At 63.9% G+C, this 24,508-nt stretch carries 22 protein-coding genes, 1 tRNA gene and 1 pseudogene; 16 read left to right on the plus strand and 8 right to left on the minus strand.

All coding sequences use genetic code 11. The features are described from left to right. The first annotated feature begins 207 nt into the window (after positions 1 to 207). The 7 genes from V1280_RS05790 (at position 208) to V1280_RS05820 (ending at position 7,674) form a co-directional block, all read left to right on the plus strand. Complete coding sequence (locus tag V1280_RS05790; RefSeq protein WP_334520251.1) at positions 208 to 579, plus strand: hypothetical protein; 372 nt, start codon at positions 208 to 210, stop codon at positions 577 to 579. 148 nt (positions 580 to 727) lie between these two features. Further along, positions 728 to 802 (plus strand) — tRNA-Asn (locus V1280_RS05795). Positions 803 to 1,014: 212 nt separating this feature from the next. Beyond that, entirely contained in the window at positions 1,015 to 1,194 is a 180-nt protein-coding gene (locus V1280_RS05800) for a hypothetical protein (RefSeq protein ID WP_148752283.1), read from the plus strand. Positions 1,195 to 1,330: 136 nt separating this feature from the next. Continuing rightward, the gene (locus tag V1280_RS05805) at positions 1,331 to 1,993 is read left to right on the plus strand and encodes a protein-L-isoaspartate O-methyltransferase family protein (protein WP_334520256.1); all 663 of its coding nucleotides are present in this window, start codon (positions 1,331 to 1,333) and stop codon (positions 1,991 to 1,993) included. 205 nt (positions 1,994 to 2,198) lie between these two features. After that, positions 2,199 to 3,584, plus strand: a complete 1,386-nt coding sequence (locus V1280_RS05810) for a TolC family outer membrane protein (RefSeq protein WP_334520259.1) — start codon at positions 2,199 to 2,201, stop codon at positions 3,582 to 3,584. 302 nt (positions 3,585 to 3,886) lie between these two features. Then, positions 3,887 to 4,669, plus strand: coding sequence for a PopZ family protein (locus tag V1280_RS05815; RefSeq protein WP_334520262.1), 783 nt, complete (start codon positions 3,887 to 3,889; stop codon positions 4,667 to 4,669). A 128-nt stretch (positions 4,670 to 4,797) separates the two neighbouring features. Continuing rightward, positions 4,798 to 7,674, plus strand: coding sequence for a valine--tRNA ligase (locus tag V1280_RS05820; protein ID WP_334520265.1), 2,877 nt, complete (start codon positions 4,798 to 4,800; stop codon positions 7,672 to 7,674). 98 nt (positions 7,675 to 7,772) lie between these two features. Here the strand turns inward: V1280_RS05820 and V1280_RS05825 are convergent, their stop codons facing one another. Further along, on the minus strand, positions 7,773 to 8,375 hold the full coding sequence (locus tag V1280_RS05825; protein ID WP_334520268.1) for a DNA-3-methyladenine glycosylase: 603 nt from the start codon (positions 8,373 to 8,375) through the stop codon (positions 7,773 to 7,775). Between the two features lie 129 nt (positions 8,376 to 8,504). Between V1280_RS05825 and lipA the strand changes: the two genes are divergently transcribed. Together lipA and V1280_RS05835 are read left to right on the plus strand one after the other, a co-directional pair. Continuing rightward, positions 8,505 to 9,461: a lipoyl synthase gene (gene lipA, locus V1280_RS05830; RefSeq protein WP_334520271.1), complete on the plus strand. Its 957-nt coding sequence runs from the start codon at positions 8,505 to 8,507 to the stop codon at positions 9,459 to 9,461. Between the two features lie 6 nt (positions 9,462 to 9,467). Next, positions 9,468 to 9,938 (plus strand): type II toxin-antitoxin system RatA family toxin, encoded by a 471-nt coding sequence (locus tag V1280_RS05835; protein ID WP_334520274.1) that lies wholly within the window; start codon positions 9,468 to 9,470, stop codon positions 9,936 to 9,938. Here V1280_RS05835 and V1280_RS05840 read toward each other — a convergent pair. From V1280_RS05840 to V1280_RS05850, 3 genes and pseudogenes are all read right to left on the minus strand, one after another. Then, positions 9,939 to 10,192: pseudogene (locus V1280_RS05840) on the minus strand (c-type cytochrome); the annotation flags it as partial. A 405-nt stretch (positions 10,193 to 10,597) separates the two neighbouring features. Beyond that, positions 10,598 to 11,209, minus strand: coding sequence for a CinA family protein (locus V1280_RS05845; RefSeq protein WP_334520277.1), 612 nt, complete (start codon positions 11,207 to 11,209; stop codon positions 10,598 to 10,600). Between the two features lie 3 nt (positions 11,210 to 11,212). Beyond that, entirely contained in the window at positions 11,213 to 12,409 is a 1,197-nt protein-coding gene (locus tag V1280_RS05850; protein WP_334520280.1) for a bifunctional 2-C-methyl-D-erythritol 4-phosphate cytidylyltransferase/2-C-methyl-D-erythritol 2,4-cyclodiphosphate synthase, read from the minus strand. A gap of 281 nt (positions 12,410 to 12,690) precedes the next feature. Between V1280_RS05850 and dusB the strand changes: the two genes are divergently transcribed. The 3 genes from dusB to ntrC are packed head-to-tail and all read left to right on the plus strand — an operon-like array spanning position 12,691 to position 16,316. Further along, positions 12,691 to 13,692 (plus strand): tRNA dihydrouridine synthase DusB, encoded by a 1,002-nt coding sequence (dusB, locus tag V1280_RS05855; RefSeq protein WP_334520284.1) that lies wholly within the window; start codon positions 12,691 to 12,693, stop codon positions 13,690 to 13,692. Further along, positions 13,689 to 14,864 carry a two-component system sensor histidine kinase NtrB gene (locus V1280_RS05860; RefSeq protein WP_334520287.1) on the plus strand — a complete coding sequence of 392 codons (1,176 nt, stop codon included), beginning with the start codon at positions 13,689 to 13,691 and terminating at the stop codon, positions 14,862 to 14,864. The genes dusB and V1280_RS05860 overlap by 4 nt, the downstream gene beginning before the upstream one ends. Positions 14,865 to 14,873: 9 nt before the next feature. Beyond that, entirely contained in the window at positions 14,874 to 16,316 is a 1,443-nt protein-coding gene (gene ntrC, locus V1280_RS05865) for a nitrogen regulation protein NR(I) (protein ID WP_148770703.1), read from the plus strand. A gap of 142 nt (positions 16,317 to 16,458) precedes the next feature. On the opposite strand, the gene V1280_RS05870 is transcribed toward ntrC, so the two are convergent. From V1280_RS05870 to V1280_RS05880, 3 genes are all read right to left on the minus strand, one after another. Beyond that, on the minus strand, positions 16,459 to 16,770 hold the full coding sequence (locus tag V1280_RS05870; protein ID WP_334520293.1) for a hypothetical protein: 312 nt from the start codon (positions 16,768 to 16,770) through the stop codon (positions 16,459 to 16,461). A gap of 260 nt (positions 16,771 to 17,030) precedes the next feature. After that, complete coding sequence (locus V1280_RS05875) at positions 17,031 to 17,465, minus strand: hypothetical protein (RefSeq protein ID WP_334520296.1); 435 nt, start codon at positions 17,463 to 17,465, stop codon at positions 17,031 to 17,033. Positions 17,466 to 17,921: 456 nt separating this feature from the next. Then, entirely contained in the window at positions 17,922 to 18,068 is a 147-nt protein-coding gene (locus tag V1280_RS05880; protein ID WP_334520298.1) for a hypothetical protein, read from the minus strand. A gap of 184 nt (positions 18,069 to 18,252) precedes the next feature. Here V1280_RS05880 and V1280_RS05885 point away from each other — a divergent pair, with 184 nt between their 5' ends. The 4 genes from V1280_RS05885 (at position 18,253) to hflX (ending at position 23,951) form a co-directional block, all read left to right on the plus strand. Continuing rightward, positions 18,253 to 20,673, plus strand: coding sequence for a sensor histidine kinase NtrY-like (locus V1280_RS05885; RefSeq protein WP_334520301.1), 2,421 nt, complete (start codon positions 18,253 to 18,255; stop codon positions 20,671 to 20,673). Positions 20,674 to 20,690: 17 nt separating this feature from the next. Next, the gene (ntrX, locus tag V1280_RS05890; protein WP_334520304.1) at positions 20,691 to 22,061 is read left to right on the plus strand and encodes a nitrogen assimilation response regulator NtrX; all 1,371 of its coding nucleotides are present in this window, start codon (positions 20,691 to 20,693) and stop codon (positions 22,059 to 22,061) included. 247 nt (positions 22,062 to 22,308) lie between these two features. Continuing rightward, complete coding sequence (gene hfq, locus V1280_RS05895; RefSeq protein WP_007591126.1) at positions 22,309 to 22,557, plus strand: RNA chaperone Hfq; 249 nt, start codon at positions 22,309 to 22,311, stop codon at positions 22,555 to 22,557. 11 nt (positions 22,558 to 22,568) lie between these two features. Continuing rightward, positions 22,569 to 23,951, plus strand: a complete 1,383-nt coding sequence (gene hflX, locus V1280_RS05900) for a GTPase HflX (protein ID WP_334520307.1) — start codon at positions 22,569 to 22,571, stop codon at positions 23,949 to 23,951. Between the two features lie 88 nt (positions 23,952 to 24,039). On the opposite strand, the gene V1280_RS05905 is transcribed toward hflX, so the two are convergent. Then, on the minus strand, positions 24,040 to 24,507 hold the full coding sequence (locus V1280_RS05905) for a GNAT family N-acetyltransferase (protein ID WP_334520310.1): 468 nt from the start codon (positions 24,505 to 24,507) through the stop codon (positions 24,040 to 24,042). Position 24,508: the final 1 nt, after the last annotated feature.

Genomic DNA, 24,508 nt, shown 5'->3' on the forward strand with positions numbered 1-24,508 from the left:
GTTCATTGCTGCGGAGAATTCGAATCGATATGAACTGGCTCGTTGCGCGTCTCGCGTCGCGCAACGAGCCGGAGCGCGGATCGAGGGCGTGTCGAACCTCTCGATCACGCTCCGGACGAACCCTTCAAGGCAACGCCATTGGTTGCCGCGGCGCCTGCGCCGATCGACGTCAGGCGCCGGAGCCTGTTTCGATCCGGAGAATTTCACATGAAGTTTTTTCTGTCTGGACTGATCGCGATCGGACTTGCGATCGTGGCTGCTCCATCGTCGTTCGCGGCCGATGCCCGCAACGTCACCGTCGTGAACGAGACCGGCTATGCCATCAAATTCCTGGGCTTCAACGCACCGGATGATGGCCTGGACGAATGGGACAACGAGCTGGACAAGGTTTTGCAGAACCAGGCCTCGACCTATGTCGAGTTCGAGGAGGACGACGAGGGCTGCGTCTGGAACATCCGCGTCGACTGGCAGAACTATGACGAGTCCGTTCTCTGGAAGAACGTCAACCTCTGCAAGATGACCGCGCTTCGGCTGCGCTACGACCCCGGCACCAAGACCACGTCCTTCATCGCCGAGTAATATCGGTCCGGGTGGTCAGGAGGAGGGGCCGGCAAGAAACTTCAAAATGGCCCTTCCTCGATGCTTTGCCAAGGATGGCGAATTCGTCCTTTGCAAGCGCAACCGGCTTTGTTATACGCAGCCGCGCGCGAACGACTGGTTCGCCTTTTCCTCGGTAGCTCAGCGGTAGAGCATCCGACTGTTAATCGGATGGTCGCTGGTTCGAATCCAGCCCGGGGAGCCAAATTCCGCTGCATTTTCAATCGCTTGCTTGTGTTCGCTGATGCGACGCTCGATGTTGCTCGCTCGGTTTCTCAGCATCGTTACGCTTGAGCCCGACAGAATCGCGTTCAAGTGGATGTGTGTGGCCGCGGCACAGCCGCCGTGCAGACGGCACCAAATCGACTTAATTCAAATCGAGCTTCATAGGGCCGGACTCTTACGGAGCTGATTCCCATGCCCGACATCCAGATCGACCGCGCCCACCTGGCCCCCTCGATTCTGCCGGCCGATATTCCCGAGCTGAGCGACGATGAATGCCTGGCTTGTCTCGCCCGCGCGGTCGAGACTCCCGATTCGGCGCGGCTGGACGAAGTGGCGGCCCTGATCGGCCGGCTTGCGGTGGCGATCGAATAGGCCATCTCGCCTCCGATACCCGCGTTGCGTAGCCGTTGGTTCACCGGCCAACGGACGTGTTGCGTTTTCGCGGTGCCTGCTCCAAATATGCCGCCAAGTTTCGTTCGCGGCATCGTCCGCCTTGCAGGGTCCGCAAATGTCCGGTTTTTCGACCGCGCGCCTAAAAATGGTCGATGGCCAGGTGCGCACCAATGACGTCACCGATCGCCGCATTCTCGATGCCATGCTCACGGTTCCCCGCGAGGCCTTCGTGCCGGCGAGCCGGCAGGCGCTGGCCTATCTCGACCTCGATCTCGATGTGAGCGAGGGCGGCGCCAAGCGCTTCCTGATCAAGCCGCAGCTGATCGGCAAGCTGCTCCAGGCCGCCGAGATCGGCGAAGGTGACAACGTACTGGTCGTCGGCTGCGCCACCGGCTACCTCGCCGCGCTGACCGCGAAGCTTGCGCGCCAGGTCACGGCAACAGAGAGCGATCCGGCTCTGGCGGCGAAAGCCAAGGACGCCTTCGCCGCAATCGGGCTCAGCAACGTCACCTGCAAGGCTGCCGCCTGTGCCGAGGGCGATCCGGCTGCCGCGCCCTATGACGTGATCATCCTCAACGGCGCGACCGAAGTGACGCCGGACGGACTGTTCGGCCAGCTCAGGGAAGGCGGACGGCTGGTGGGGGTCTCGGCCGAATCCCGGCCGTCGCGGGCCATGATCGTGACCCGTACCCACGGCGAATTCGGCTATCGGCCCCTGTTCGATGCCGCCGCCCCGGTGCTTCCTGGGCTGGAACGGGCCGCCGCCTTCGTCTTCTGACGGCCCAAACCCCGTTAAAATCCCGTTCTGAATCAGAAGTGTGGCCGGGATGCTGCACGTGAAGAGTTTCCGCTGGGAACTACCGAAGGGTAGTTCCGTCGCGCTCGTCCGCGTCCTATGTTGCGGCGGGGCAACGACTCCACTCGGATACGGTACCCAGGCTCGCGGGCACGAGCCTGACGTGAGAATGAACGGAATTTAAGGGATGCATGGGGTGAAGTTCTTCACCGGAGCAGCGGTTTCGGTCCTCCTGACGGCGCTTGCCGGGCCGACGCCTGCATTGGCGGATACGATCGAGGCTGCGCTGGTGCGCGCCTATCAGAACAATCCGCAGCTCAACGCACAGCGCGCCCAGGTGCGCTCGACCGACGAGAACGTGCCGCAGGCCTTGTCGGGATATCGTCCCAAGGTCAATGTGACCCTGGGCACCGGGTACCAATATCAGGATATCCAGGCGGCGCAGAAGTCCACGTCGATCTATGGCGTCCCCCAGTCCAACAGCGCCAGTCTGACCGTCAACCAGACGCTCTATAACGGCAACATCACGGCCAACAGGACGCGCAACGCGGAAGCTCAGGTGTCCGGCCAGCGTGAGGCGCTGCGCGCTCTGGATCAGTCGGTGCTGCTCAGTGCAGCAACGACCTACATGGATTTTCTGCGGGATGCGGCTACCCTCGAAGTCCAGCGCAGCAACGTCCGCGTGCTCGAACAGACTCTCAAGCAGACCCGTGATCGGTTCAATGTGGGCGAAGTGACGCGCACCGACGTTGCGCAATCCGAAGCTCAGTTGGCTGCCGGTAAGACGCAGGCACTCACGGCCGAATCGAATCTCACGACGACGCGCGCGAACTTCCGCCGAATCATCGGGAACGAGCCGACGAACCTCGCTCCGGGTTCGCCGGTCGATCGTTTCCTGCCCACGACGTTAGCCACTGCCGTTAATCTCAGCCTGGTGGAGAATCCCAACGTCACGGCTGCGATGTACGGCATCGACGTCAACTATCTCCAGGTCAAGATAGCCGAAGGCGCGTTACTGCCCACGGTCACGGTCCAGGCCGGCGTCAGCACCGGTTACCAGCAGAGCCTCCAGGTTTTCCGAACGAATACGGCGTCGGCTCTCGCGACAGTCACCGTGCCGATCTTTCAGGGCGGCGCAGAATATTCGCTGATTCGCCAATCGAAAGAGAACCTGGCGCAGCAGCGCCTGAATCTTGAAAATACGCGCGACCAGACTCGCGCCAACGTCGTGCAGGCCTGGGGCCAATTGGAAGCCGGCAAGGCGCAGGTGCAGTCCGCGCAGGCCCAGGTCACGGCCTCCGAGATCGCGCTGAACGGTGTGCGCGAGGAAGCCAAGGCCGGCCAGCGCACCACGCTCGACGTACTCAACGCGCAGCAGGCGCTGGTGAATGCGCGCGTCGCGCTCGTCACGGCGCAGCACGACCGCGTGGTGGCGTCCTATTCGGTGCTCAGCGCGGTTGGCCGCCTTGCACCTCAGGTGCTCAGCCTCAACACCACCGTCTACGATCCGAGCGTGCACTACCAGCAGGTCCGCGACAGCTGGGTCGGCGTGCGTACGCCTGACGGACGCTGATTGCCGTAGTTCTCCGGTCGGTCTCGCAAACAGACGAGTCCGACCGGTGCTTTGCTTGCAATCATCAAAATCCCTGACATAGCCTTGCCAAGAAGCTGCGGGTCGATTCGCCCGCATCCAATGTTGCATGCGTAATGCTTGAGTGACGGGGCAGGGGCGCGCCGCCTCACGTTGAGCCGTGATCTGGGGACAAGTCTGGCTGCCGTGACGAAAATGTCGGGGCACACATCCGGAACCGGCCAATCCTGTCGTGCTTGGTGTAAAACAACGCATGCGAGGGCGTTGATGATGTGGAGTCGGAGATGACGCAGCCTGCAAAGGTCACAGAACCCTCCATGGAGGAGATTCTGGCCTCGATCCGGCGCATCATTGCCGACGACGAGGCCAAGCCGCCGCCGGCAGAGGCTGCCAGGCCCGCTCCGGCGCCCGCCGCGCCCGCACCAAAGCCCCAGGCGATGGCCGACATTCCACCATCCAAGGTCGCGCCTGCAAAACCTGCCGCTGAAAAGCCTGCGCCACCTCCGGCCGCGAAGCCCGCGCCGCCACCACCACCCGCGCCTGCGGCGGATGCCGGCCCCAACAACCAGGACGACATCGACGCACTGCTGGCGGGGCTCGATACGGCCACGGCTGCGCCCGAGATCCGTGCTCCGGAACCCGAGCCTGAGCCCGAACCTGAACCCGACGTGCTCGAATTGACCGACGAGATGGCGATGGACCCGGAGCCGACGCCCGCGCCGCCGCCGCCGAGCTTCCGAAGGGTCGAGCCGCGCGACGATCTCGAATTCGCCGAGGCGCCGCCGCCTCGTCCGACACCCGCGCCGTCCTATGCGCCGGTGGACTTTGACGCGCCGCCGTTGCCGCCGCAGCAGCCGATCCTGGCCCAGTCGACTGTCTCGGCGGTCGAATCCGCCTTCAACTCGCTGGCCCACACGGTGCTCAGCAGCAATGCGCGGACGCTGGAGGATCTGGTCAAAGAGATGCTGCGGCCGATGCTGAAATCCTGGCTCGACGACAATCTACCGGGCCTCGTCGAACGCATCGTGAAGGCCGAAATCGAGCGGGTCTCGCGCGGCGGCCGTTAAGGCAGGCCGGGCGGCCCCGATAAAGCCCTGCTCCCGTGTCGTACTTGACCTGCCGGTCGGGCCGGAAAGCCCTTTTGCCGCTGAGCTTTCCGTTGACTTGAACCCCGCACGCGGCTTTCTAGCGCCCCATGATCGAGAAAAACTACCAGCCCGCCGATATCGAAGCCCGCATGTCCGTCGTGTGGGAGGACAGCCTCGCCTTCAAGGCCGGCCGGCCCGACCGACGCGACGCCGTGCCCTTTACCATCGTGATCCCGCCGCCGAACGTGACGGGCTCGCTGCACATGGGCCACGCCCTCAACAACACGCTCCAGGACATCCTGTGCCGCTTTGAGCGCATGCGGGGCCGCGACGTGCTGTGGCAGCCCGGTACCGACCATGCCGGTATCGCCACCCAGATGGTGGTCGAGCGGCAGCTGATGGAGCGCCAGCAGCCCGGCCGCCGCGAGATGGGCCGCGAGAAATTTCTGGAGCAGGTCTGGCAGTGGAAGGCCGAGAGCGGCGACACCATCATCAACCAGCTCAAGCGCCTCGGCGCTTCCTGCGACTGGTCGCGCGAACGCTTCACCATGGACGAGGGCCTGTCCAAGGCCGTCATCAAGGTGTTCGTCGAATTGCACCGCGACGGCCTGATCTACAAGGACAAGCGGCTGGTGAACTGGGACACCAAGCTCTTGACCGCGATCTCCGATCTCGAAGTGCAGCAGACCGAGGTGAAGGGCCACCTCTGGTATCTGCGCTATCCGATCGAGGGCAAAACGTTCAATCCTGAGGATCCCACGACCTTCATCGTGGTCGCCACGACGCGCCCGGAGACCATGCTCGGCGATACCGGCGTGGCCGTGCATCCGGAGGATGAGCGCTACCAGAAGCTGGTCGGCAAGAACGTCATCCTGCCGCTGGTCGGCCGCAAGATCAAGATCGTCGCCGACGACTATTCCGATCCGGAAAAGGGCTCGGGCGCCGTGAAGGTGACGCCGGCGCACGATTTCAACGATTTCGAGGTCGGCAATCGCCACGGCCTGCGTCGCATCAGCGTGCTCGATAAGGAAGGCTGCCTCGATCTCCTCGACAACGAGGATTATCTGAAAGGCTTGCCGGAAGGCGCCTCGCAATTCGCCGAGGAGTTCAACAAGGTTGACCGCTTTGCGGCGCGCAAGCGCATCGTCGAGCGGCTGGAATCGTTCGGCTTCGTCGAGCGCATCGAGCCGCACACCCACATGGTGCCGCATGGCGACCGCTCGAACAGCGTGATCGAGCCGTATCTGACCGATCAGTGGTACGTGGACGCCAAGACACTCGCAAAACCCGCGATGGCGGCGGTGCGTTCGGGCGAGACATCGTTCGTGCCGAAGAACTGGGAAAAGACCTATTTCGAGTGGATGGAGAACATCCAGCCCTGGTGCATCTCGCGTCAGCTCTGGTGGGGCCATCAGATCCCGGCCTGGTACGGTCCCGACGGCAAGGTGTTCGTCGCCGAGACCGAGGAAGAGGCCGTCAGCCACGCGCTCGGCTACTATGTCGAGCAGGAAGTCATCACGGTCGAGCAGGGCCGCGAGATGGCGCTCGACCGCAACAAGCGCGAAGGCTTCATCACCCGCGACGAGGACGTGCTCGACACCTGGTTCTCCTCGGCGCTGTGGCCGTTCTCGACGCTCGGCTGGCCGGAAGACGCGCCCGAGGTGAAGCGCTATTACCCGACCAACGCGCTGGTGACGGGCTTTGACATCATCTTCTTCTGGGTCGCCCGGATGATGATGATGGGCCTGCACTTCATGAAGGAGGTGCCGTTCTCGACCATCTACATCCACGCCCTCGTCCGCGACGAGAAGGGCGCCAAGATGTCGAAGTCGAAGGGCAACGTCATCGATCCGCTCAACCTGATCGACGAATACGGTGCGGACGCGCTGCGCTTCACGCTGGCGGCGATGGCGGCGCAGGGCCGCGACATCAAGCTCGCCACCAGCCGCGTCGAGGGCTACCGCAATTTCGCAACCAAGCTCTGGAACGCGTCCCGCTTCGCGGAGATGAACCATTGCGCCGTGCCCGAGGGTTTCGAGCCGGCGAAGGCCAAGGAGACGCTGAACCGCTGGATCGCGCATGAGAGCGCGCACACCACGCGCGAGGTGACCGAGGCCATCGAGGCCTATCGCTTCAACGATGCCGCCGGCGCAATCTACCGCTTCGTCTGGAACGTCTATTGCGACTGGTCTGTCGAGCTCGCCAAGCCCCTGCTGCTCGGCCCGGACAACCCGGCCAAGGACGAAACCCGCGCCATGGTCGCCTGGGCGCGCGACGAGATCCTGAAGCTGCTGCATCCCTTCATGCCCTTCATCACCGAAGAGCTGTGGGAGGTGACGGCCAAGCGCGACGGCCTGCTCGCGCTGGCGCCATGGCCGCTGAAGCCGTCCGGTCCGACGCCGGAGCAGCTTGCGATGCTTGCGGCTGCGGCGGGGCCGACCGATCCGCTGATCTCGCCTGCCTTCGTCATGCCGATCTTCGACCATGCCGATTTCACCGATCCCAAGGCGGAAGCCGAGATCGGCTGGGTGATCGATCTGGTCACGCAGATCCGTTCGGTGCGCGCCGAGATGAACATCCCGCCCGCGACGCTGACGGCGCTCGTGCTCGCGGGTGCCTCGGCCGAGACCAGGGAACGCGCACCGCGCTGGACCGATGTCATCAAGCGCATGGCGCGGCTCTCTGACATCTCCTTCGCCGACCGCGCGCCCGATGGTGCAGTTCAGCTCCTCGTCCGCGGCGAGGTGGCTGCGCTGCCGCTGAAGGGTGTGATCGATGTTGCGGCCGAGCGCACGCGTCTCGACAAGGAGATCGCGAAAGCCGACGCCGACATCAAGCGCGCGGAGTCCAAGCTCGCGAACGAGAAATTCGTCGCCAACGCGGCCGAAGAGGTTGTCGAGGAGGAGCGCGAAAAGCGCGAGGCGGCGCTGGCCCGCAAGGCCAAGCTGCTCGAGGCGCAGGAGCGGCTGAAGCAGGCGTCCTAAAGCGTTTTCGAGCGAAGTGGATCCCGGTTCGCGTCAAGAAAACGCGTCAGAACAAGAATCCAGAGCCCGTTCCGCTTCCATCGGAACGGGCTCTGTCCCTACTTCGGAAACGGCTTGCTGAGGAATTTCGAGTCCTTGACGCCATAGCGCCAGGGCAGCTCGACGGCCTTGGTGATGCCGATCCGGATGCCGGTCGCGACTTCGACATCCTCGGTCCGCGCATGCAGCGCGAACGGCGGCCGGTCCAGCGGCAGGGTGTTGTGCGCGATGGTGATGCCGAGCGCTTCCGTCAGCTTGCCCGGGCCCGAGCACAGCGCATGCACATCGACAGCATGGCGGCGCCGGCGCATCGCGGCCAAGCCATGCGTCGGCTCCAGCGCGCGGATCAGGACGGCTGCAGCCGAGCCTTCCTCCTCGCAGACGAAGTTGATGCACCAGTGGATGCCGTAGGAGCGGTAGACATAGACATAGCCGGGCGGGCCAAACATGATCTGGTTCCGCGGCGTCGGGCCGTTGTGGGAGTGCGCCGCCGGCTCGGTATGATGATAGGCCTCGACCTCGACAATGATTCCGCCGACGCCGTTGACCAGCATGGTCGCCCCGATCAGATCGGGCGCGACCTCGCGCACGCTGCGCGCAAAAAAGGCACGCTTCAGCGCTTTGCCAAGCCGCGGTGTGGAAGTGTTCGAGGTTGGAGCCATTCGAGGTGAGAATCGCTGAGAACAGAGCAGGATATTGCCCATATCTGCCATGTTCCCTGAAGAGGCGCGAGCCGGGTTGCGGCAGGCAACCAGACCGACTAGGTAGGACCTGAACAGACCGGACAGATCATGGTCGTTATTGTCGATACCATCACGAACCCGCTGCGCCCGCGCCACCCCGAAAAGGTGAACCGCCCCGATTCCGCTTCGCCACCGAAGCCGGACTGGATCCGCGTGCGCGCCCCCAACACCCGCGGCTATGCCGACACCCGCAACATCGTGCGCGCCAATGGCCTGCACACGGTGTGCGAGGAGGCGGGCTGCCCGAATATCGGCGAGTGCTGGGACAAGAAGCACGCGACCTTCATGATCATGGGTGACACCTGCACCCGGGCCTGCGCCTTCTGCAACGTCAAGACCGGCATGCCCAATGCGCTGGATGCGGCCGAGCCGCAGAATGTCGCCGAGGCCGTCGCCAAGCTGGGCCTCGCCCACGTCGTCATCACCTCGGTCGACCGCGACGATCTCGCCGACGGCGGCGCCGAGCATTTTGCAGAGACCATCCGCGCGATCCGCGCTGCATGCCCCTCGACCACGATCGAGATCCTGACGCCCGATTTCCTGCGCAAGGAAGGCGCGCTCGATGTCGTCGTCGCGGCGCGGCCCGACGTCTTCAACCACAATCTCGAGACCGTGCCGTCGCGTTATCTCACGGTGCGGCCGGGCGCGCGCTACTTCCACTCGATCCGGCTGCTGCAGCGGGTCAAGGAGCTCGATCCCACCATCTTCACCAAGTCCGGCATCATGGTCGGCCTCGGCGAGGAGCGCCACGAGGTGCAGCAGGTGATGGACGATTTGCGCTCGGCGGACGTCGACTTCCTGACCATCGGGCAATATCTCCAGCCGACCCGCAAGCATCACGCCGTGATGCGTTACGTGCCGCCGGACGAGTTCAGTTCTTACGAGAAAGTCGCCTACACCAAGGGCTTCCTGATGGTGTCGGCGAGCCCGCTCACCCGTTCGTCGCATCATGCCGGCGAGGATTTTGCGAGACTGAAGGCCGCGCGGGCCGCGACCGCCCGCTGAATCGCTATGCCCAAATTTTCGAGTAAGCGCCGTGTCCATCACAGCGCACCCAAGATGTTTGATCTGGTGGCCGATGTCGAGCGCTACCCGGAATTCGTGCCGTTATGCAGCGCGTTGAAGATCCGTCAGCGCATGGCAAAACCCGATGGGACGGAGGTGCTCGTCGCCGACATGACGGTGTCGTTCAAGCTGGTCAAGGAATCCTTCACAAGCCGCGTGACGCTCGATCGCGCCAATCTGAAAATCCAGGTCGAATATCTGCAAGGTCCGTTCAGTAATCTCGAAAACCGATGGACGTTCGAGCCGAAAGGCGATGACGTCTGCGATGTCGGTTTCTTCCTCACCTATGAGTTCAAGAGCCGCATGCTGGCGATGCTGATGGGCTCGATGTTCGACGCAGCGTTCGCGCGCTTCTCCATCGCGTTCGAGAAGCGCGCCGATGCGATTTACGGCCGTCCGAAGCTGGCGTCGACCTGATCAATCCACCGCCTTCACCACATCCGGCGGCTGCGAGGCGTAATAGGCCGCGGCGGCCTCGATTTCCTGCGGCGTCATGGCGCGGGCGATGTTGCGCATCTGCTGGCTGATGTCATTGCGCCGCTCGCCTGAGGCAAACGCCTGGAGCTGCGCGCCTTCATATAGGCCTCGGATTGTCCCTCCAGCCAGGGGCTGCCGGTCTTGTTGTCGAAGCTGCCATGACAAGCGCCGCAGGGCGCGATGCCGCGCACCGGTTGACAAGTGCAGTTTGTGCCAAAACGCGGAGGAGTGACGGAACACCCCTTGCCGTGAACGGCACATCTGCACTGGCTGCATTTCGCGACGGAGGCAACTACAGTCCGAGTCGGGCGCAGGGCTTGTGTAGCGGGACCAGAGACATGGCGCGCTGGAAGCAGTCGTGGAGCGACGATGACCTCAATCGGCTCAGGAAGCTTGCAGGGACCAAGCCAATCACGTTGATCGCGAAGGAGCTCGGTCGGACCACAGGAACTGTGCTTGCGAAGGCGATCGAGCAAAAGCTTCCTGTCGTCCCCCGGATCGAGCGAACCTCGCAAGGATCAAACCTGCCTTGAATGTCGAATTCCTGTCGAGGACGGGGCGCCCGGATTGCGCTTCGCTCCATCCGGGCTACGGGGACCTCAACCGCGCGGCGACCGCGGCGGCCGTCGCTTCGCAGCGTGGCGTCGCGGCGTTCGAGTGACGCGCGGACGCAGCCTCGTTGCCGCGGCGGCGCGGCGCGGCTTGGCCGCGGCTTGCGGGCCGCGGGCGAGCTCCATTAGCATGCGCAGCGCCTCGACCACTGAGCGCTGGCGCACGGCGGTGCGGCCGATCGCACCAAAGCGCTGCTCGCGATGGATAATGCGGCCGTCGCGTGCGGCAGCGGCAAAATGCACGAGGCCGACTGGCTTGCCCGGGGTGGCGCCGCCGGGGCCGGCAATGCCGGTGATGGCAACCGCGAGATCGACGCCGGCACGCTCCAGCGCGCCGATCGCCATCGCGGTCGCGGTTTCCTTGCTGACCGCGCCGAAATTGGTGAGCGTGCCGGCCTCGACCCCGAGCATCGCGCGCTTGGCGTCGTTGGAATAGGTGACGAAGCCGCGATCGATGACGTCAGAGGAGCCGGGGATGTCGGTCAAGGCGCCGGCGACGAGGCCGCCGGTGCAGGACTCGGCAGTCGCGATCGTCAGCTTGCGCATCCGGCACAGATCGAGCAGCGAGCGGGAGAGGGCGCGTGCGTCGCTGCCGGCCATGGCCTAGACACTCCAAGTCTTCTCGTTAAACGGAAGGCGGATGGTGGCGCTCGCAGTGGCCGCGATGCCTTCCTCGCGGCCGGTGAAGCCGAGTCGCTCGCTGGTCGTCGCCTTCACGGCGACGCGGGAGATGTCGACGCCGGAGATGTCGGCGATGCGCGCGCGCATGGTGTCGCGCAAGGGTCCGATCTTCGGCCGCTCGCAGATCATCGTGACCTCGAGATTGGCGATGCGGCCGCCGCGCCCCGTGACGCGCTCGATGGCGTATTTCAAGAACTGGTCGGAGGAAGCGCCCTTCCACTTGGCGTCGGTTGGCGGGAAGTGCGAGCCGATGTCGCCGTCGGCGAGCGCGCCGAGGATGGCGTCGACCAGCGCATGGAGGCCGACATCGCCGTCGGAATGGGCCAGGAAGCCTTTCGTGTGCGGCACGCGCACGCCACAAAGCATGAGGTGGTCGCCCTCGCCGAAAGCGTGCACGTCGTAGCCCGTGCCGGTCCTGATGTCGCCGAGCAGGCTGGCCAGGCGCGCTTCCTCGCGCACGAAATCTTCTGGGGTGGTGAGCTTCATGTTGGCAACATCGCCTTCAAAGGTCGCAACCGTCAATCCCGCCCATTCGGCGATCGCTGCATCATCGGTGAAATCGCTTCGTCCGTCCTTTGCCGCGCGACGATGCGCTTCGAGGATGACATCGAAACGAAAGGATTGCGGCGTCTGCGCGATTCGCAAGGAAGCCCGATCCGGCGTGTCCTCGACATTGCCGTCCGCGCTCGTCACCTTGATGGTGTCGGTGACGGGGACGACGGGGATCGCCGCACCGGTGCGGCTTGCCGCTTCGATCGCACGCGAGATCACGCCGGCCGAGACGAAGGGACGCGCGGCATCGTGGATCAGGACGATGTCGGGCTTGTGCCGGACGAGCGCTTCGAGACCGGCGAGCACCGAGGCCTGGCGCGTCGCGCCGCCATTGGTCGGCGCCTCGTGCTTCAGGCCTGCGACCGCTGCCGTGAACATGGCGCTGTCGTCAGGGTTCACCACCGGCTGCACCGCGAACAATTCGGAATGGGTGCTGAAGGCTTCCATGGCGCGGTAGATCACGGGCACGCCGCCGATCTCGCGATATTGCTTCGGCCCGCCCGCGCCTGCGCGCAGGCCACGACCGGCCGCGACAAGAACAACTGCGGTGCGCTGTGATTTCGCCATAGGACTCAAATATTCAGCTGTTAGGGAATGCGTCGGGCGTGGGGTGATTGCCGGCATGCCTCTAGCACGGCAGGCCCGCAAAAAAAGGGGGTTTCCCCGGATTGTGGGATTCAGCATTTTGCTGCACTGCACTTGAAAGATTTGCAGAACTGTCTAAACTGTAGGCATGACGCTTGACTGCACAAGAATTGTGCGCAAGATAGGCCATGGCAGGCGCGATGAGGCCCTGTCCACTCAACGAGACCCCTGTGACCGGCTCGGCAAGATCAGGCTCTAAGCCGTTGAAAATAGGCGATATTGAAATCGCTACCCCGGTCTTCCTGGCACCGATGTCGGGAGTGACGGACTCACCCGTTCGCCGGCTCGCCGCCGAACTCGGGGCGGGTCTGGTCGTCTCCGAAATGACGGCCAGCGATGAGCTCGCCAACGGTCACCGCATGTCGCTGTTGCGCTGCGAAGCGACCGGGGTCGGACCGCATGTGGTCCAGCTCGCCGGCTGCGAGGCGCATTGGATGGCGGAGGGTGCCCGGATCGCCGAGGCCGAAGGCGCAGACATCATCGACATCAACATGGGCTGTCCGGCCCGCCACGTCACCGGCGGCCAGTCCGGCTCGGCTCTGATGCGCGATCTCGATCACGCCGTCAGCCTGATCGAGGCGACGATTGCCGCCGTGAAGGTGCCGGTGACGCTGAAGATGCGGCTCGGCTGGGACGACCGTACCCGCAACGCGCCGGAGCTCGCGCGTCGCGCGGAAGCCGCCGGCATCAAGCTCGTCACCGTGCATGGCCGCACCCGCTGCCAGTTCTACAAGGGCGAGGCCGATTGGGACGCGATCCGTGCGGTGCGCGAAGCCATCTCGATTCCGCTCGTCGTCAATGGCGACATCACGACTTACGAGAAGGCGCTCGCGGCGCTTCAGGCCTCCGGCGCCGACGCCGTGATGATCGGCCGCGGCGCGCAGGGCCAGCCCTGGCTGCCCGGCGAGATCGGCCGGCGCCTGAATGGCGGGGCGACGGAAGCCACACCGTCGCTCGCAACGCAGCTGCATTATGTCCGCACGCTCTATGAGGGCGTCTGTGCGCTCTATGGTCTGCGCGTGGGCCTGAAGCATGCGCGAAAACATCTCGGCTGGGCGCTCGATGTCGCGGCCGATGCGAGCGGCGCGCCGGTCGAGACGCTGAAGGCCTGGCGCCAGAAGATTCTCACGTCCGAAGATCCGGGCCTCGTCCACCAGTCCCTGCAGGATGCCTTCGACGATTTCGCATGGAGCGCCGCTGCATGAGCTCAGCCGCTGACCATCGCCGGCCGCTTCTGTCCGAGAGCGACGCGATCCTGGACGCCTTGCCCAATCCCGTGCTGATGATCGGGCCGGACGGCAAGATCGTCGCCGCCAATATCGCGACCGAGGCGTTCTTCGATATCTCGACGCAGTTCTTGAAGCGGCAGGCGCTGAAAGAGCTGGTGCCGTTCGGCAGCCCCTTGCTGGCGCTGATCGACCAGGTGCGCTCGTCGAATTCGCCGGTCAACGAATACAAGGTCGATCTCGGCACGCCGCGCATGGGCGGCGACCGCCAGGTCGATCTGCATGTCGCGCCACTCACCGAGCGGCCGGGCCATATCGTGGTGATGCTCCAGGAGCGCTCCATCGCCGACAAGATGGACCGGCAGCTGACCCATCGCAGCGCTGCGCGCTCGGTGATAGCGCTAGCAGCGATGCTCGCGCATGAGATCAAGAATCCACTTTCGGGCATCCGTGGCGCAGCACAGCTTCTGGAGCAGCAGGCGTCCTCCGAAGACCGCATGCTGACGCGGCTGATCTGCGACGAGGCCGACCGCATCGTGACGCTGGTCGACCGCATGGAGGTGTTCGGCGACGAGCGGCCGGTGGTGCGCGGCCCCGTCAACATCCATTCGGTGCTCGACCACGTGAAGCGGCTGGCGCAGTCGGGCTTTGCCCGCAACATCCGCTTCATCGAGGACTACGATCCGTCGCTGCCGCCGGTGCTTGCCAACCAGGATCAGTTGATCCAGGTGTTCCTCAATCTGGTGAAGAATGCCGCCGAAGCGCTGATCGACGTCCCCGACGGCGAGATCCAGCTCACCACCGCATTCCGGCCCGGCGTGCGCCTGTCAGTCCCCGGTCAAAAATCCCGGGTATCCCTGCCGCTCGAATTCTGCGTGAGGGACAATGGACCAGGCGTGCCGGACGATCTTCTGCCCAATCTGTTCGATCCCTTCGTGACCACCAAGCAGACCGGCTCGGGCCTCGGTCTGGCACTGGTCGCCAAGATCGTCGGCGATCACGGGGGCATCATCGAATGCGAGTCTCAGCCGCGCAAGACCACCTTCCGCGTGCTGATGCCGATGTATTCCACATCGGTGAAACATGCCGATCACAGCAGTCGCGACGGCTCTGCCGGGAAGTCGTCGTCTGCATCTCAGGGGGCAAAATGAGGATTAACAATGCCCGCAGGTAGCATTCTCGTAGCTGATGACGACACCGCCATCCGCACGGTTCTCAACCAGGCACTTTCCCGGGCCGGGTATGAAGTCAGGCTGACCGGCAATGCCGCGACGCTATGGCGCTGGGTCAGCCAGGGGGAGGGCGATCTCGTCATCACCGACGTGGTGATGCCGGACGAAAACGCCTTCGACCTGTTGCCGCGGATCAAGAAGATGCGGCCGAATTTGCCGGTCATCGTCATGAGCGCGCAAAACACTTTCATGACGGCGATCCGGGCCTCCGAGCGCGGCGCCTATGAATATCTGCCAAAACCCTTCGACCTGAAGGAGCTGATCGCCATCGTCGGCCGCGCACTCGCGGAGCCCAAGGAGCGGATCGCGACGCCGGACGACGACTCTGAGATGGAGGCGATCCCGCTGGTCGGCCGCTCGCCGGCGATGCAGGAAATCTACCGCGTGCTCGCGCGACTGATGCAGACCGACCTCACCGTGATGATCACGGGCGAGTCCGGCACCGGCAAGGAACTGGTGGCGCGCGCGCTGCACGATTACGGCAAGCGCCGCAACGGCCCGTTCGTTGCGGTCAACATGGCGGCGATCCCGCGCGACCTCATCGAATCCGAGCTGTTCGGTCATGAGCGTGGTGCCTTCACGGGTGCCAACACCCGAGCGTCCGGCCGGTTCGAGCAGGCCGAGGGCGGCACGCTGTTCCTCGACGAAATCGGCGACATGCCGATGGAGGCGCAGACCCGCCTGCTGCGCGTGCTGCAGCAGGGCGAATACACCACTGTCGGCGGTCGCACCCCGATCAAGACCGACGTGCGCATCGTCGCAGCCTCCAACAAGGATCTGCGCGTGCTGATCCAGCAGGGGCTGTTCCGGGAAGACTTGTTCTTCCGCCTCAACGTCGTCCCGCTGCGGCTGCCTCCCTTGCGGGAACGCATCGAGGATCTTCCCGATCTCATCCGTCACTTCTTCGCGCTGGCCGAGAAGGACGGCCTGCCGCCGAAGAAGCTCGATTCGCTGGCACTCGAACGGCTGAAGCAGCATCGCTGGCCCGGCAACGTGCGCGAGCTTGAAAACCTCGCCCGGCGTCTCGCCGCGCTCTATCCGCAGGACGTGATCACGGGCTCCGTCATCGACGGCGAGCTCGCGCCGCCCTCGGTCAGTCCGGGCGCTGCGGTCCAGCAGGGCGTCGACAATCTCGGCGGCGCGGTCGAGGCCTATCTCTCATCGCACTTCCAGGGCTTCCCGAACGGCGTGCCGCCGCCGGGCCTCTATCACCGCATCCTCAAGGAGATCGAGGTGCCGCTGCTCACGGCCGCGCTCGCCGCCACCCGCGGCAACCAGATCCGCGCCGCCGATCTGCTCGGCCTCAACCGCAACACGCTGCGGAAGAAGATCCGGGATCTCGATATCCAGGTGTATCGGAGCGGGGGCTGACACCGCGATTCGCGGCAGGCGCTGGCCTAAGTCCGTGGACTCGGATAGAGTTTCCTCAACAACATTGAAGAAAAGCCCGGCTCAGGAGCCGGGCCTCTTGGGAGGAGACGAATGAATTCGACCTGCTATTGGCAGGCTGGCCTCATTGTTTCAGCGTCGAGCCAGTGGTCACCATCCCTTGCAATTCCGGGAGAGCCGGCATCGCTTGGGATAGTAGCTGGCGGAGCTGCAGGAGATGTTCCGTCGGCATCGTCAGACGCAAAACAACGATCGCCGAAAGATCCTGCCCGTTCCCGTTGAACATCTTTTTCACATCGGGTCTTACTGACGTGAAAGTCAGCGTTGCCGTTGATCCCATGATGTTCAGGTTGATTGGACCATTCACAAAGGTCTCATCGACCGAGTTCGGGTCCACGACGGTGGGATTAACCACCTGTTGAGCGGAGATGCTCATCGCAAGTGTCTCCTATGCGCAAGCAGCATTCTGCTTCGCTTGTGGAGTGAGTTGATTGTGGTACTAGGAAGTGCCCGTTTGGTCCGCGCCGCTAACGCGGCGTGAACCAACCAGGTCTTAGAAAGTCAAACAGCTAAAGCCATAGGTTTCCCGGTCCTTGCCGCCTCCTATCGGTTTTGGTTCCGTGCCGCGGGTTGCTTTCTCAGGGCCTCCGCAGACACGCTCAAACTTCAAAGGCGATCGGGTCATTCCGATCGCCTTTATTCATTACTCAAATCAGTCCTGTACGGATCCTCATGGCGAGCGGTCGGAAGACCGTGCTCGTCAAGCGTCCGGAACAGGACCCCATCGACTAGGTACTGCCCGTAGCCGATGCGACGAACTCGCCCCGTTTTTTTTAGATATTGCATCGCGTTGAAGATTTGTTTCTGCTCAGCCTCGACGCCTTCCTTGTCGATCTGCTCCTTGATCTCGGTGAGCGACCACCGCTCTTTCCTCGGCAGAAAATTGATAATGGTGCCGAGCAACTTACCAGAACGGGTGGTCGCACCGATTTTATACTTGGCGATGAGGGAGCGGATAGCGCGTTCGACCTCCTCCGGCGGAAGGGACGCAATGAGCGTCTCGACGAGCGCCACGGTCTGTTCGACGCGAGCGTCCTCGGCATTGGCTGGAGGTGATTCGACGTGGGCCATTACCATGGCCCGGAATTAAGCATTTCAGTTCGCCGGAGTCCAACTCAAAACGGCGACGTCCTAGGGGTTGTGGAGATTAGTCCACAACACACCACGAATAGCAACTCATTCCTTCGAACGTACTAAACCTACCTGGGGAAAATTAGCCGCAAGAAGTCTGACTCCGAGTTTTGGAACGAATCATTACCGTGCGGGGGCATTAGAACAGCAACGCACCGATTCGAATAGCGCGGGTCTCTGAACATCCCGGGACAATAAGACGGCGGCGCGCAATTTGAACGCCGATCCCGCTCGCAAACAGGCAGTGGCTCAGCTCCCCCTACCAAAGGTGAGCTGAGCCTGTCCGGATCGCGCTGGCCTGTGTGGTCCGCGCGGTGAACTGAAGCGCGAACCGGGCTGAAATGTTCCGCGGGAACGTTCGAATTCGTCATTCGGCCGCAGAGCGCAGCGTCGCACCTATCTGATCAGGCGCGCTGCGACCGGCCGGATGTTGGCCATCTGCGCCGTCTGGTCCTGTCTGCTCGGGCCATTGACCAGCAGGTCTGAAGCCACGATCAGCAGCAGCACCGCCGACAACATTATCGCGAGAAATATCCTGTCCATGCCGGGTCAAGCCGGAATGGTAGGAATCCGTTCCGGGGGCCGGCGCCTTCGTGGCCATGCCCTGTGGATGCGCCCGTCCGCCGCGGAGAAGACGCCGCGGAATTGTCGCAATTCGGCAACAATGTGGTACGAATACATCAGTACCCGCCCATCGCGGACCCCTTTTCAGCACCCCATTGCCGGAATGACCAGCGCAGATACCTCGGCCGCATCCTTTGACACGGCCCCAGCGGAAGAGCCCCGGCGTTGGTCGGTGCGGCGCTGGCTGGTGCCGTTTGCGGTGGCGCTGGCGCTGTTGTCGGGCCTGCTGACCTTCCTGGTCCTGACCGGCCTCACCAGGATCGATCCGACTCCCGAAGTGGTCCGTTCGTTCTACCTGATCAATGCGGGCACGATCCTGCTGCTGGTCGGCATCATCGTGCGCGAGCTCTGGCAGCTGATCCTGGCGCGGCGGCGGGGCAGGGCGGCGGCGCGCCTGCATGTCCAGATCGTCAGCCTGTTCTCGATCGTCGCGGTGCTGCCGGCGGTGCTTGTTTCCGTCGTCGCCAACGTCACCCTCGAACGCGGTCTGGACCGGCTGTTCTCGGGGCCGACCAAGGAAGTCATCCAGAACTCGCTGGATATCGCGCGGGCCTATATGCAGGACCATGCGCAATTGATCCGCGGCGACATCATCGGCATGGCCAATGACATCGCCCATGCAAGGCCGCTCTACGACCAGGATCGCCGGTCGTTCCGCGAGCTGCTGACCGCCAGCGCCGGCTCCCGCAACCTGCCGGGCGCGATGATCATCGACAAGAATACCAATATCCTGGAGTCCGCCGACACCGGCATGCGGCTGGCCTATTCGCCGCCGGCGCCGGACTTTCTCAGCAACGTCAACGAGAATGAGCCCGAGATCGCGGTGCTGCCGGATGCGAGCTTCGTCGCGGCGGTGATCCGCCTGCGCGCCTTCAGCGATACGTTCCTGTACGTCGCCCGTCCCCTCGATCCGAAGGTCGTCAGTCAGCTCAAGCAGACCGAGATCAGCGTCGCCGAATACGCCCAGATCGAGTCGCGCAGGCTCGGCATCCAGGTCGCGTTTGCGCTGATGTTTGCGGTGATCGCGCTGACCATCCTGATGGCCTCGGTGCTGATCGGCCTCAACTTCGCCAACTCGCTGGTGGCGCCGATCCGGCGGCTGATGAACGCGGCCCACACCGTCTCGACCGGCGACCTCCATGTGAAGGTGCCCGTGCATCAGTCCGAAGGCGATCTCGCCCAACTCGGCGAGACCTTCAACAAGATGACGCAGGAATTGCGCAGCCAGCGCGACGAGCTCGTCAACGCCAGCGACCTCATCGACAGCCGCCGCCGCTTCATCGAGGCCGTGCTGTCCTCTGCGAGCGCCGGTATCATCGGCGTCGACAGCTCGGGCAGCGTCGGCATCCTCAACCGCTCCGCCGAGAAGCTGATCGGGCATTCCGAGGCCGAGACGCTCGGGCATCCGCTCTCCGATGTGCTGCCCGAGCTCGACGAGATGATGAAGACGTCGCGGGAAGGGACCCAACGCCTGGTGCAGGGCCAGATCACGATCACGCGCGACGGCACCGAGCGAAATCTTTCAGTGCGCGTCAGTGCCGAGAAGAACCAGCCGCACGACAGCTACATCATCACGCTCGACGACATCACCGAGCTGGTGTCGGCGCAGCGCACCTCGGCCTGGGGCGATGTCGCGCGCCGCATCGCCCACGAGATCAAGAACCCGCTGACGCCGATCCAGCTCTCCGCCGAGCGCATCCGTCGCAAGTTCGGCAAGGACATCACCGAGGCCAAGGACAAGCAGATCTTCGAGCAGTGCACCGACACCATCGTGCGCCAGGTCGACGACATCAGGCGCATGGTCGACGAGTTCTCGCGCTTTGCGCGGATGCCGAAGCCCGTGATGGAAGGCGAGGACGTCGCCGACACCGTGCGGCAGGCGGTGTTCCTGATGAAGGTCGCCCATCCCGAGATCGACATCGAGGCCGAGTTCAGGGACGATCCGCTGCGCGCCCAGTTCGACCGGCGGCTGATCTCGCAAGCGGTTACCAACATCGTCAAGAACGCCACCGAGGCGATCGAGCAGGTTCCGCCGGAGGAGCTTGGCAAGGACGGTGGCAAGGGCCGCATCGACGTCGTGGTGTCGCGCGAGGGCGAGGACGTGCTGATCGACGTGATCGACAACGGCATCGGCCTGCCCAAGGTCGCGCGCTCGCGGCTGCTCGAGCCCTATGTGACGACGCGCGCCAAGGGCACCGGCCTTGGCCTTGCCATCGTCGGCCGCGTGCTGGAAGACCATGGCGGTCGCATCGAGCTGAAGGACGCCTCCGACTTCCGCGAAGGCCAGCGCGGCGCCTGGATGCGGATGCGCTTTGCGATCTCCGGCGAGGCCAAGAAGGCCGAGGGAGCCGAGCAGGCGCCGGCAGCCAAAGCACCGGTGAAGGACGCAGCCGCGGCGGATATCAAGGCAACGGCTAGGGATTCCGTCACGACGCAGGAAACAAAACAGCCGGCGGGCGAAACCAAAGAGCCCGCTGAAAAGACCAATGATTCAACGAAAATCGAAGCCTCAACAGGCATCTGACAAGACAGGCGCGACCCATGGCAAGTGAAATTCTGATTGTCGATGATGAGGCCGATATTCGGGATCTCGTTGCGGGCATCCTCGAGGACGAGGGTTTTGTCACGCGAACGGCGCGCGACAGCGACTCGGCGCTGACCGAAATCGCCAATCGCCGGCCGCACCTCGTATTCCTCGACATCTGGCTGCAGGGCTCCAAGCTCGACGGCTTGCAGCTCCTGGAGCAGGTCAAGAAGGACAATGCCGATCTGCCGGTCGTGATGATCTCCGGCCACGGCAACATCGAGACCGCGGTCGCCGCGATCAAGCGCGGCGCCTATGATTTCATCGAGAAGCCGTTCAAGGCCGATCGCCTCATCCTGGTCGCCAACCGTGCGCTGGAAAACTCGCGGCTCAAGCGCGAGGTGAAGGAGCTGAAACAGCTCGCGCCGAGCGCAAGCTCGCTGGTCGGCCGCTCGCCGAGCATGAACCAGCTGCGCCAGACCATCGAGCGCGCGGCGAAGGCCAACAGTCGCATCCTGATCGTCGGCCCTGCCGGGGCCGGCAAGGAGTTGACCGCGCGCACGCTGCACACGGCCTCGGGCCGCGCCGACGGTCCCTTCGTCGTCATCAATGCCGCCGCGATCACGCCGGAGCGTATGGAGCACGAGCTGTTCGGCATCGAGCAGTCCAACGGCGAGCACGCGCGCAAGCCGGGCGCGCTCGAGGAAGCCCATGGCGGCACGCTGTTCATCGACGAGATCGCGGACATGCCGCGCGAGACCCAGAACAAGATCCTGCGCGTGCTGGTCGAGCAGTCGTTCCAGCGCGTCGGCGGCACCGCCAGAGTACAGGTCGATGTCCGCATCATCTCCTCGACCGCGCGCAACCTCGAAGAGGAGATCGCGGCCGGCCACTTCCGCGAGGACCTCTATCATCGGCTTTCGGTGGTGCCGATCCGCGTGCCTGCGCTCTCGGAGCGTCGCGAGGACATTCCGGAGCTGATCGACTATTTCATGGAGCAGATCTCGGCCGGCAGCGGCCTGCCCAGGCGGCAGATCGGCCAGGACGCGATGGCGGTGCTGCAATCGCATGTCTGGCCGGGCAATGTGCGCCAGCTCCGCAACAACGTTGAGAGAGTCATGATTCTGGCCGGCGGCGGCCCGGAAGTAATCATCACCGCCGACATGCTACCGCAGGATGTCGGCTCGATGGTGCCGGCGATGCCGACCAGCAACAATGGCGAGCACATCATGGGTCTGCCGCTGCGCGAGGCCCGCGAAGTGTTCGAGCGCGACTATTTGATTGCCCAGATCAGCCGTTTTTCAGGAAATATTTCTCGCACGGCCGAGTTTGTTGGCATGGAACGTTCGGCGCTGCACCGGAAGTTGAAGGCGCTCGGCGTCGGCTGACGCCCGACGTCGCGGCCGGAGTTGAGGGATAAGCGAGAAAAATCATCTATTTCCGTAGTTTTTCGGAGAAGACGGACGGGCCCTGCCGCGTCAAGCGGCTTGCCTAATAAGCCGACCTGTCCTCTAATCGAGCAGCTGTTCCTACGAGGGGGATCTCATGAGGGACAGCAACCGGGAGAAGGCCTCAATTTTGAAAACAGGGTCACGACCGGCGCAATAAAAAGAAACTCAAAGCGAGAAAAAAACAATGGCGGCAGACCGCGCACAAAACCTACAGGACACCTTCCTCAATCACGTTCGCAAAACCAAAACGCCACTGACGATCTTTCTGGTCAACGGAGTGAAGCTCCAGGGCATCGTGACCTGGTTCGACAATTTCTGTTTGCTGCTTCGGCGCGACGGTCATTCGCAGCTCGTCTACAAGCATGCGATCTCGACCATCATGCCGGGCGCTCCGATCCAGCTGTTCGAAGGCGGCGAGGATCAGCCGGCTTGAGAGTGATCTGATTGGAACCCCGGAATTTCGACGGGGAGGCCGACCGTCCGCGGTCGGCTGGGGCTAAGCAAACGGGGCGGGTGCTTGTCATCGGCCCCTATTTGCGAGTGCGCGCAGGCGGTGCCGACGCGCAATCGGAGAGTCATATCCAACGCAACGCAGAAGCCCGGCTCGACGAAGCCGCCGGCCTCGCGCGCGCGATCGATCTCGTCATTGCGGACGCCATCATCACGCCGATCAGCCAGATCCGGCCCGCGACCTATATCGGCAAAGGCAAGGTCGAGGAGATCGCCGCACTGGCCAAGAGCCTCGACGCCGAACTCGTGGTGATGGATTGCGCGCTGGCGCCGATCCAGCAGCGCAATCTCGAGAAGGAGCTGCATGCCAAGGTGCTCGACCGCACCGGGCTCATTCTCGAAATCTTCGGCCGCCGCGCCAAGACCAAGGAAGGCTCGCTCCAGGTCGAGCTCGCGCATCTCAATTACCAGCGCTCGCGCCTGGTGCGATCGTGGACCCATCTCGAACGCCAGCGCGGCGGTTTCGGCTTCATGGGCGGTCCCGGTGAGACGCAGATCGAGGCCGACCGCCGCCTGATCCAGGAGCGCATCTCCAAGCTGGAGGGCGAGCTGAAGAAGGTCCAGGCGACGCGGCGGCTGCACCGCGCCGGCCGCCAGCGGGTGCCGTATCGCGTCGTCGCGCTGGTCGGCTACACCAATGCCGGCAAGTCGACGCTGTTCAACCGCCTGACCCGCGCCGACGTGCAGGCCGCCGACATGCTGTTTGCCACGCTCGATCCGACCTTGCGCGCGCTCACTTTGCCGCATGGCGGCAAGGCGATGCTGTCGGACACCGTCGGCTTCATCTCCAATCTGCCGACGCAGCTCGTCGCCGCCTTCCGCGCCACGCTGGAGGAGGTGCTGGAGGCCGACGTCATCCTGCATGTGCGCGACATCTCGCATGAGGATGCGGAGGCCCAGCAGAGCGACGTCGACGCGGTGCTGCGCCAGCTCGGTATCAACCCTGATGACAGCGGCCGCATCATCGAGGTCTGGAACAAGATCGACCGCTACGATGCCGAACAGCGCGAAGAGCTTTTGAACATCGCAGCGCGCAGGCCGGAGGATCATCCGGCCATGCTGGTCTCCGCCGTGTCAGGCGAGGGGATCGATGCACTGCTCGCCACGATCGAGGAACGCCTGGCTGCCACGCGCACCACGCTCGACCTCTCCATCGACGCCGCCGACGGCGCCGGCATCTCGTGGCTGCACCGCAATTCCGAGGTGCTCGCGAAAGAGCTGCACGACGGCCGCTTCGACATGACCGTGCGAGTGGACGAGACCAAGCGGGATATCGTGGTGAACAGGTTCGACGCCGTGCCGCGTTTGTCGGCGTGAGCCTTCGTAGCCCGGATGGAGCGCAGCGAAATCCGGGATTCTCGCGTCCGGATGGATTGGTCCCGGATTACGCTGCGCTCCATCCGGGCTACATGCCAAGCCTCGACAGTTCGAGGCTCATGAACTGGTTGTGCGGGCTCGCCTGGTAGTCGGCGAACGGCGCACAAGAGACGAAGCCGGCGCTGCGATACAGCGCGACGGCCGGCTCGTGGAGCGGCGCTGTGCCGGTCTCCAGGCTGAGGCGCGCATATCCGCGCTTGCGGCCCTCGGCAATGATGTGGTTCAAAATCGTGCGCCCGGCTCCGGTCCGTCGTGCAGTCGGCGCGGCGCGCATCGACTTCAACTCGCCATGTGTCTCATCAAGCTGCTTCAGGGCACCGAAGCCAGCCAGCACACCATCCTGCCAGGCGGTCCAGAACGTCACGGACGCAGCCGAAAGACCGCTCGCGTCGAGCGCCTGCGCGTGTTCGCCCATGACGCTGCGGAGCTCTTCCAGATGATGCGCCAACAAGTCGGCGACATGTGCCGCCTTCGGATCGTCCTGCCTGATTTCCACT

The sequence above is a fragment of the Bradyrhizobium sp. AZCC 2230 genome (assembly GCF_036924495.1).
In the GTDB taxonomy this organism is placed as follows: Bacteria; Pseudomonadota; Alphaproteobacteria; order Rhizobiales; family Xanthobacteraceae; genus Bradyrhizobium; species Bradyrhizobium rifense.

Bases quoted from the DNA above. Each gene is read 5' to 3' on its own strand.
- V1280_RS05790 (WP_334520251.1), top strand. From the start codon at position 208: ATGAAGTTTTTTCTGTCTGGACTGATCGCGATCGGACTTGCGATCGTG.
- V1280_RS05800 (WP_148752283.1), top strand. From the start codon at position 1,015: ATGCCCGACATCCAGATCGACCGCGCCCACCTGGCCCCCTCGATTCTG.
- V1280_RS05805 (WP_334520256.1), top strand. From the start codon at position 1,331: ATGTCCGGTTTTTCGACCGCGCGCCTAAAAATGGTCGATGGCCAGGTG.
- V1280_RS05810 (WP_334520259.1), top strand. From the start codon at position 2,199: ATGCATGGGGTGAAGTTCTTCACCGGAGCAGCGGTTTCGGTCCTCCTG.
- V1280_RS05815 (WP_334520262.1), top strand. From the start codon at position 3,887: ATGACGCAGCCTGCAAAGGTCACAGAACCCTCCATGGAGGAGATTCTG.
- V1280_RS05820 (WP_334520265.1), top strand. From the start codon at position 4,798: ATGATCGAGAAAAACTACCAGCCCGCCGATATCGAAGCCCGCATGTCC.
- V1280_RS05825 (WP_334520268.1), bottom strand. From the start codon at position 8,375: ATGGCTCCAACCTCGAACACTTCCACACCGCGGCTTGGCAAAGCGCTG.
- lipA (WP_334520271.1), top strand. From the start codon at position 8,505: ATGGTCGTTATTGTCGATACCATCACGAACCCGCTGCGCCCGCGCCAC.
- V1280_RS05835 (WP_334520274.1), top strand. From the start codon at position 9,468: ATGCCCAAATTTTCGAGTAAGCGCCGTGTCCATCACAGCGCACCCAAG.
- V1280_RS05845 (WP_334520277.1), bottom strand. From the start codon at position 11,209: ATGGCCGGCAGCGACGCACGCGCCCTCTCCCGCTCGCTGCTCGATCTG.
- V1280_RS05850 (WP_334520280.1), bottom strand. From the start codon at position 12,409: ATGGCGAAATCACAGCGCACCGCAGTTGTTCTTGTCGCGGCCGGTCGT.
- V1280_RS05860 (WP_334520287.1), top strand. From the start codon at position 13,689: ATGAGCTCAGCCGCTGACCATCGCCGGCCGCTTCTGTCCGAGAGCGAC.
- ntrC (WP_148770703.1), top strand. From the start codon at position 14,874: ATGCCCGCAGGTAGCATTCTCGTAGCTGATGACGACACCGCCATCCGC.
- V1280_RS05870 (WP_334520293.1), bottom strand. From the start codon at position 16,770: ATGAGCATCTCCGCTCAACAGGTGGTTAATCCCACCGTCGTGGACCCG.
- V1280_RS05875 (WP_334520296.1), bottom strand. From the start codon at position 17,465: ATGGCCCACGTCGAATCACCTCCAGCCAATGCCGAGGACGCTCGCGTC.
- V1280_RS05880 (WP_334520298.1), bottom strand. From the start codon at position 18,068: ATGGACAGGATATTTCTCGCGATAATGTTGTCGGCGGTGCTGCTGCTG.
- V1280_RS05885 (WP_334520301.1), top strand. From the start codon at position 18,253: ATGACCAGCGCAGATACCTCGGCCGCATCCTTTGACACGGCCCCAGCG.
- ntrX (WP_334520304.1), top strand. From the start codon at position 20,691: ATGGCAAGTGAAATTCTGATTGTCGATGATGAGGCCGATATTCGGGAT.
- hfq (WP_007591126.1), top strand. From the start codon at position 22,309: ATGGCGGCAGACCGCGCACAAAACCTACAGGACACCTTCCTCAATCAC.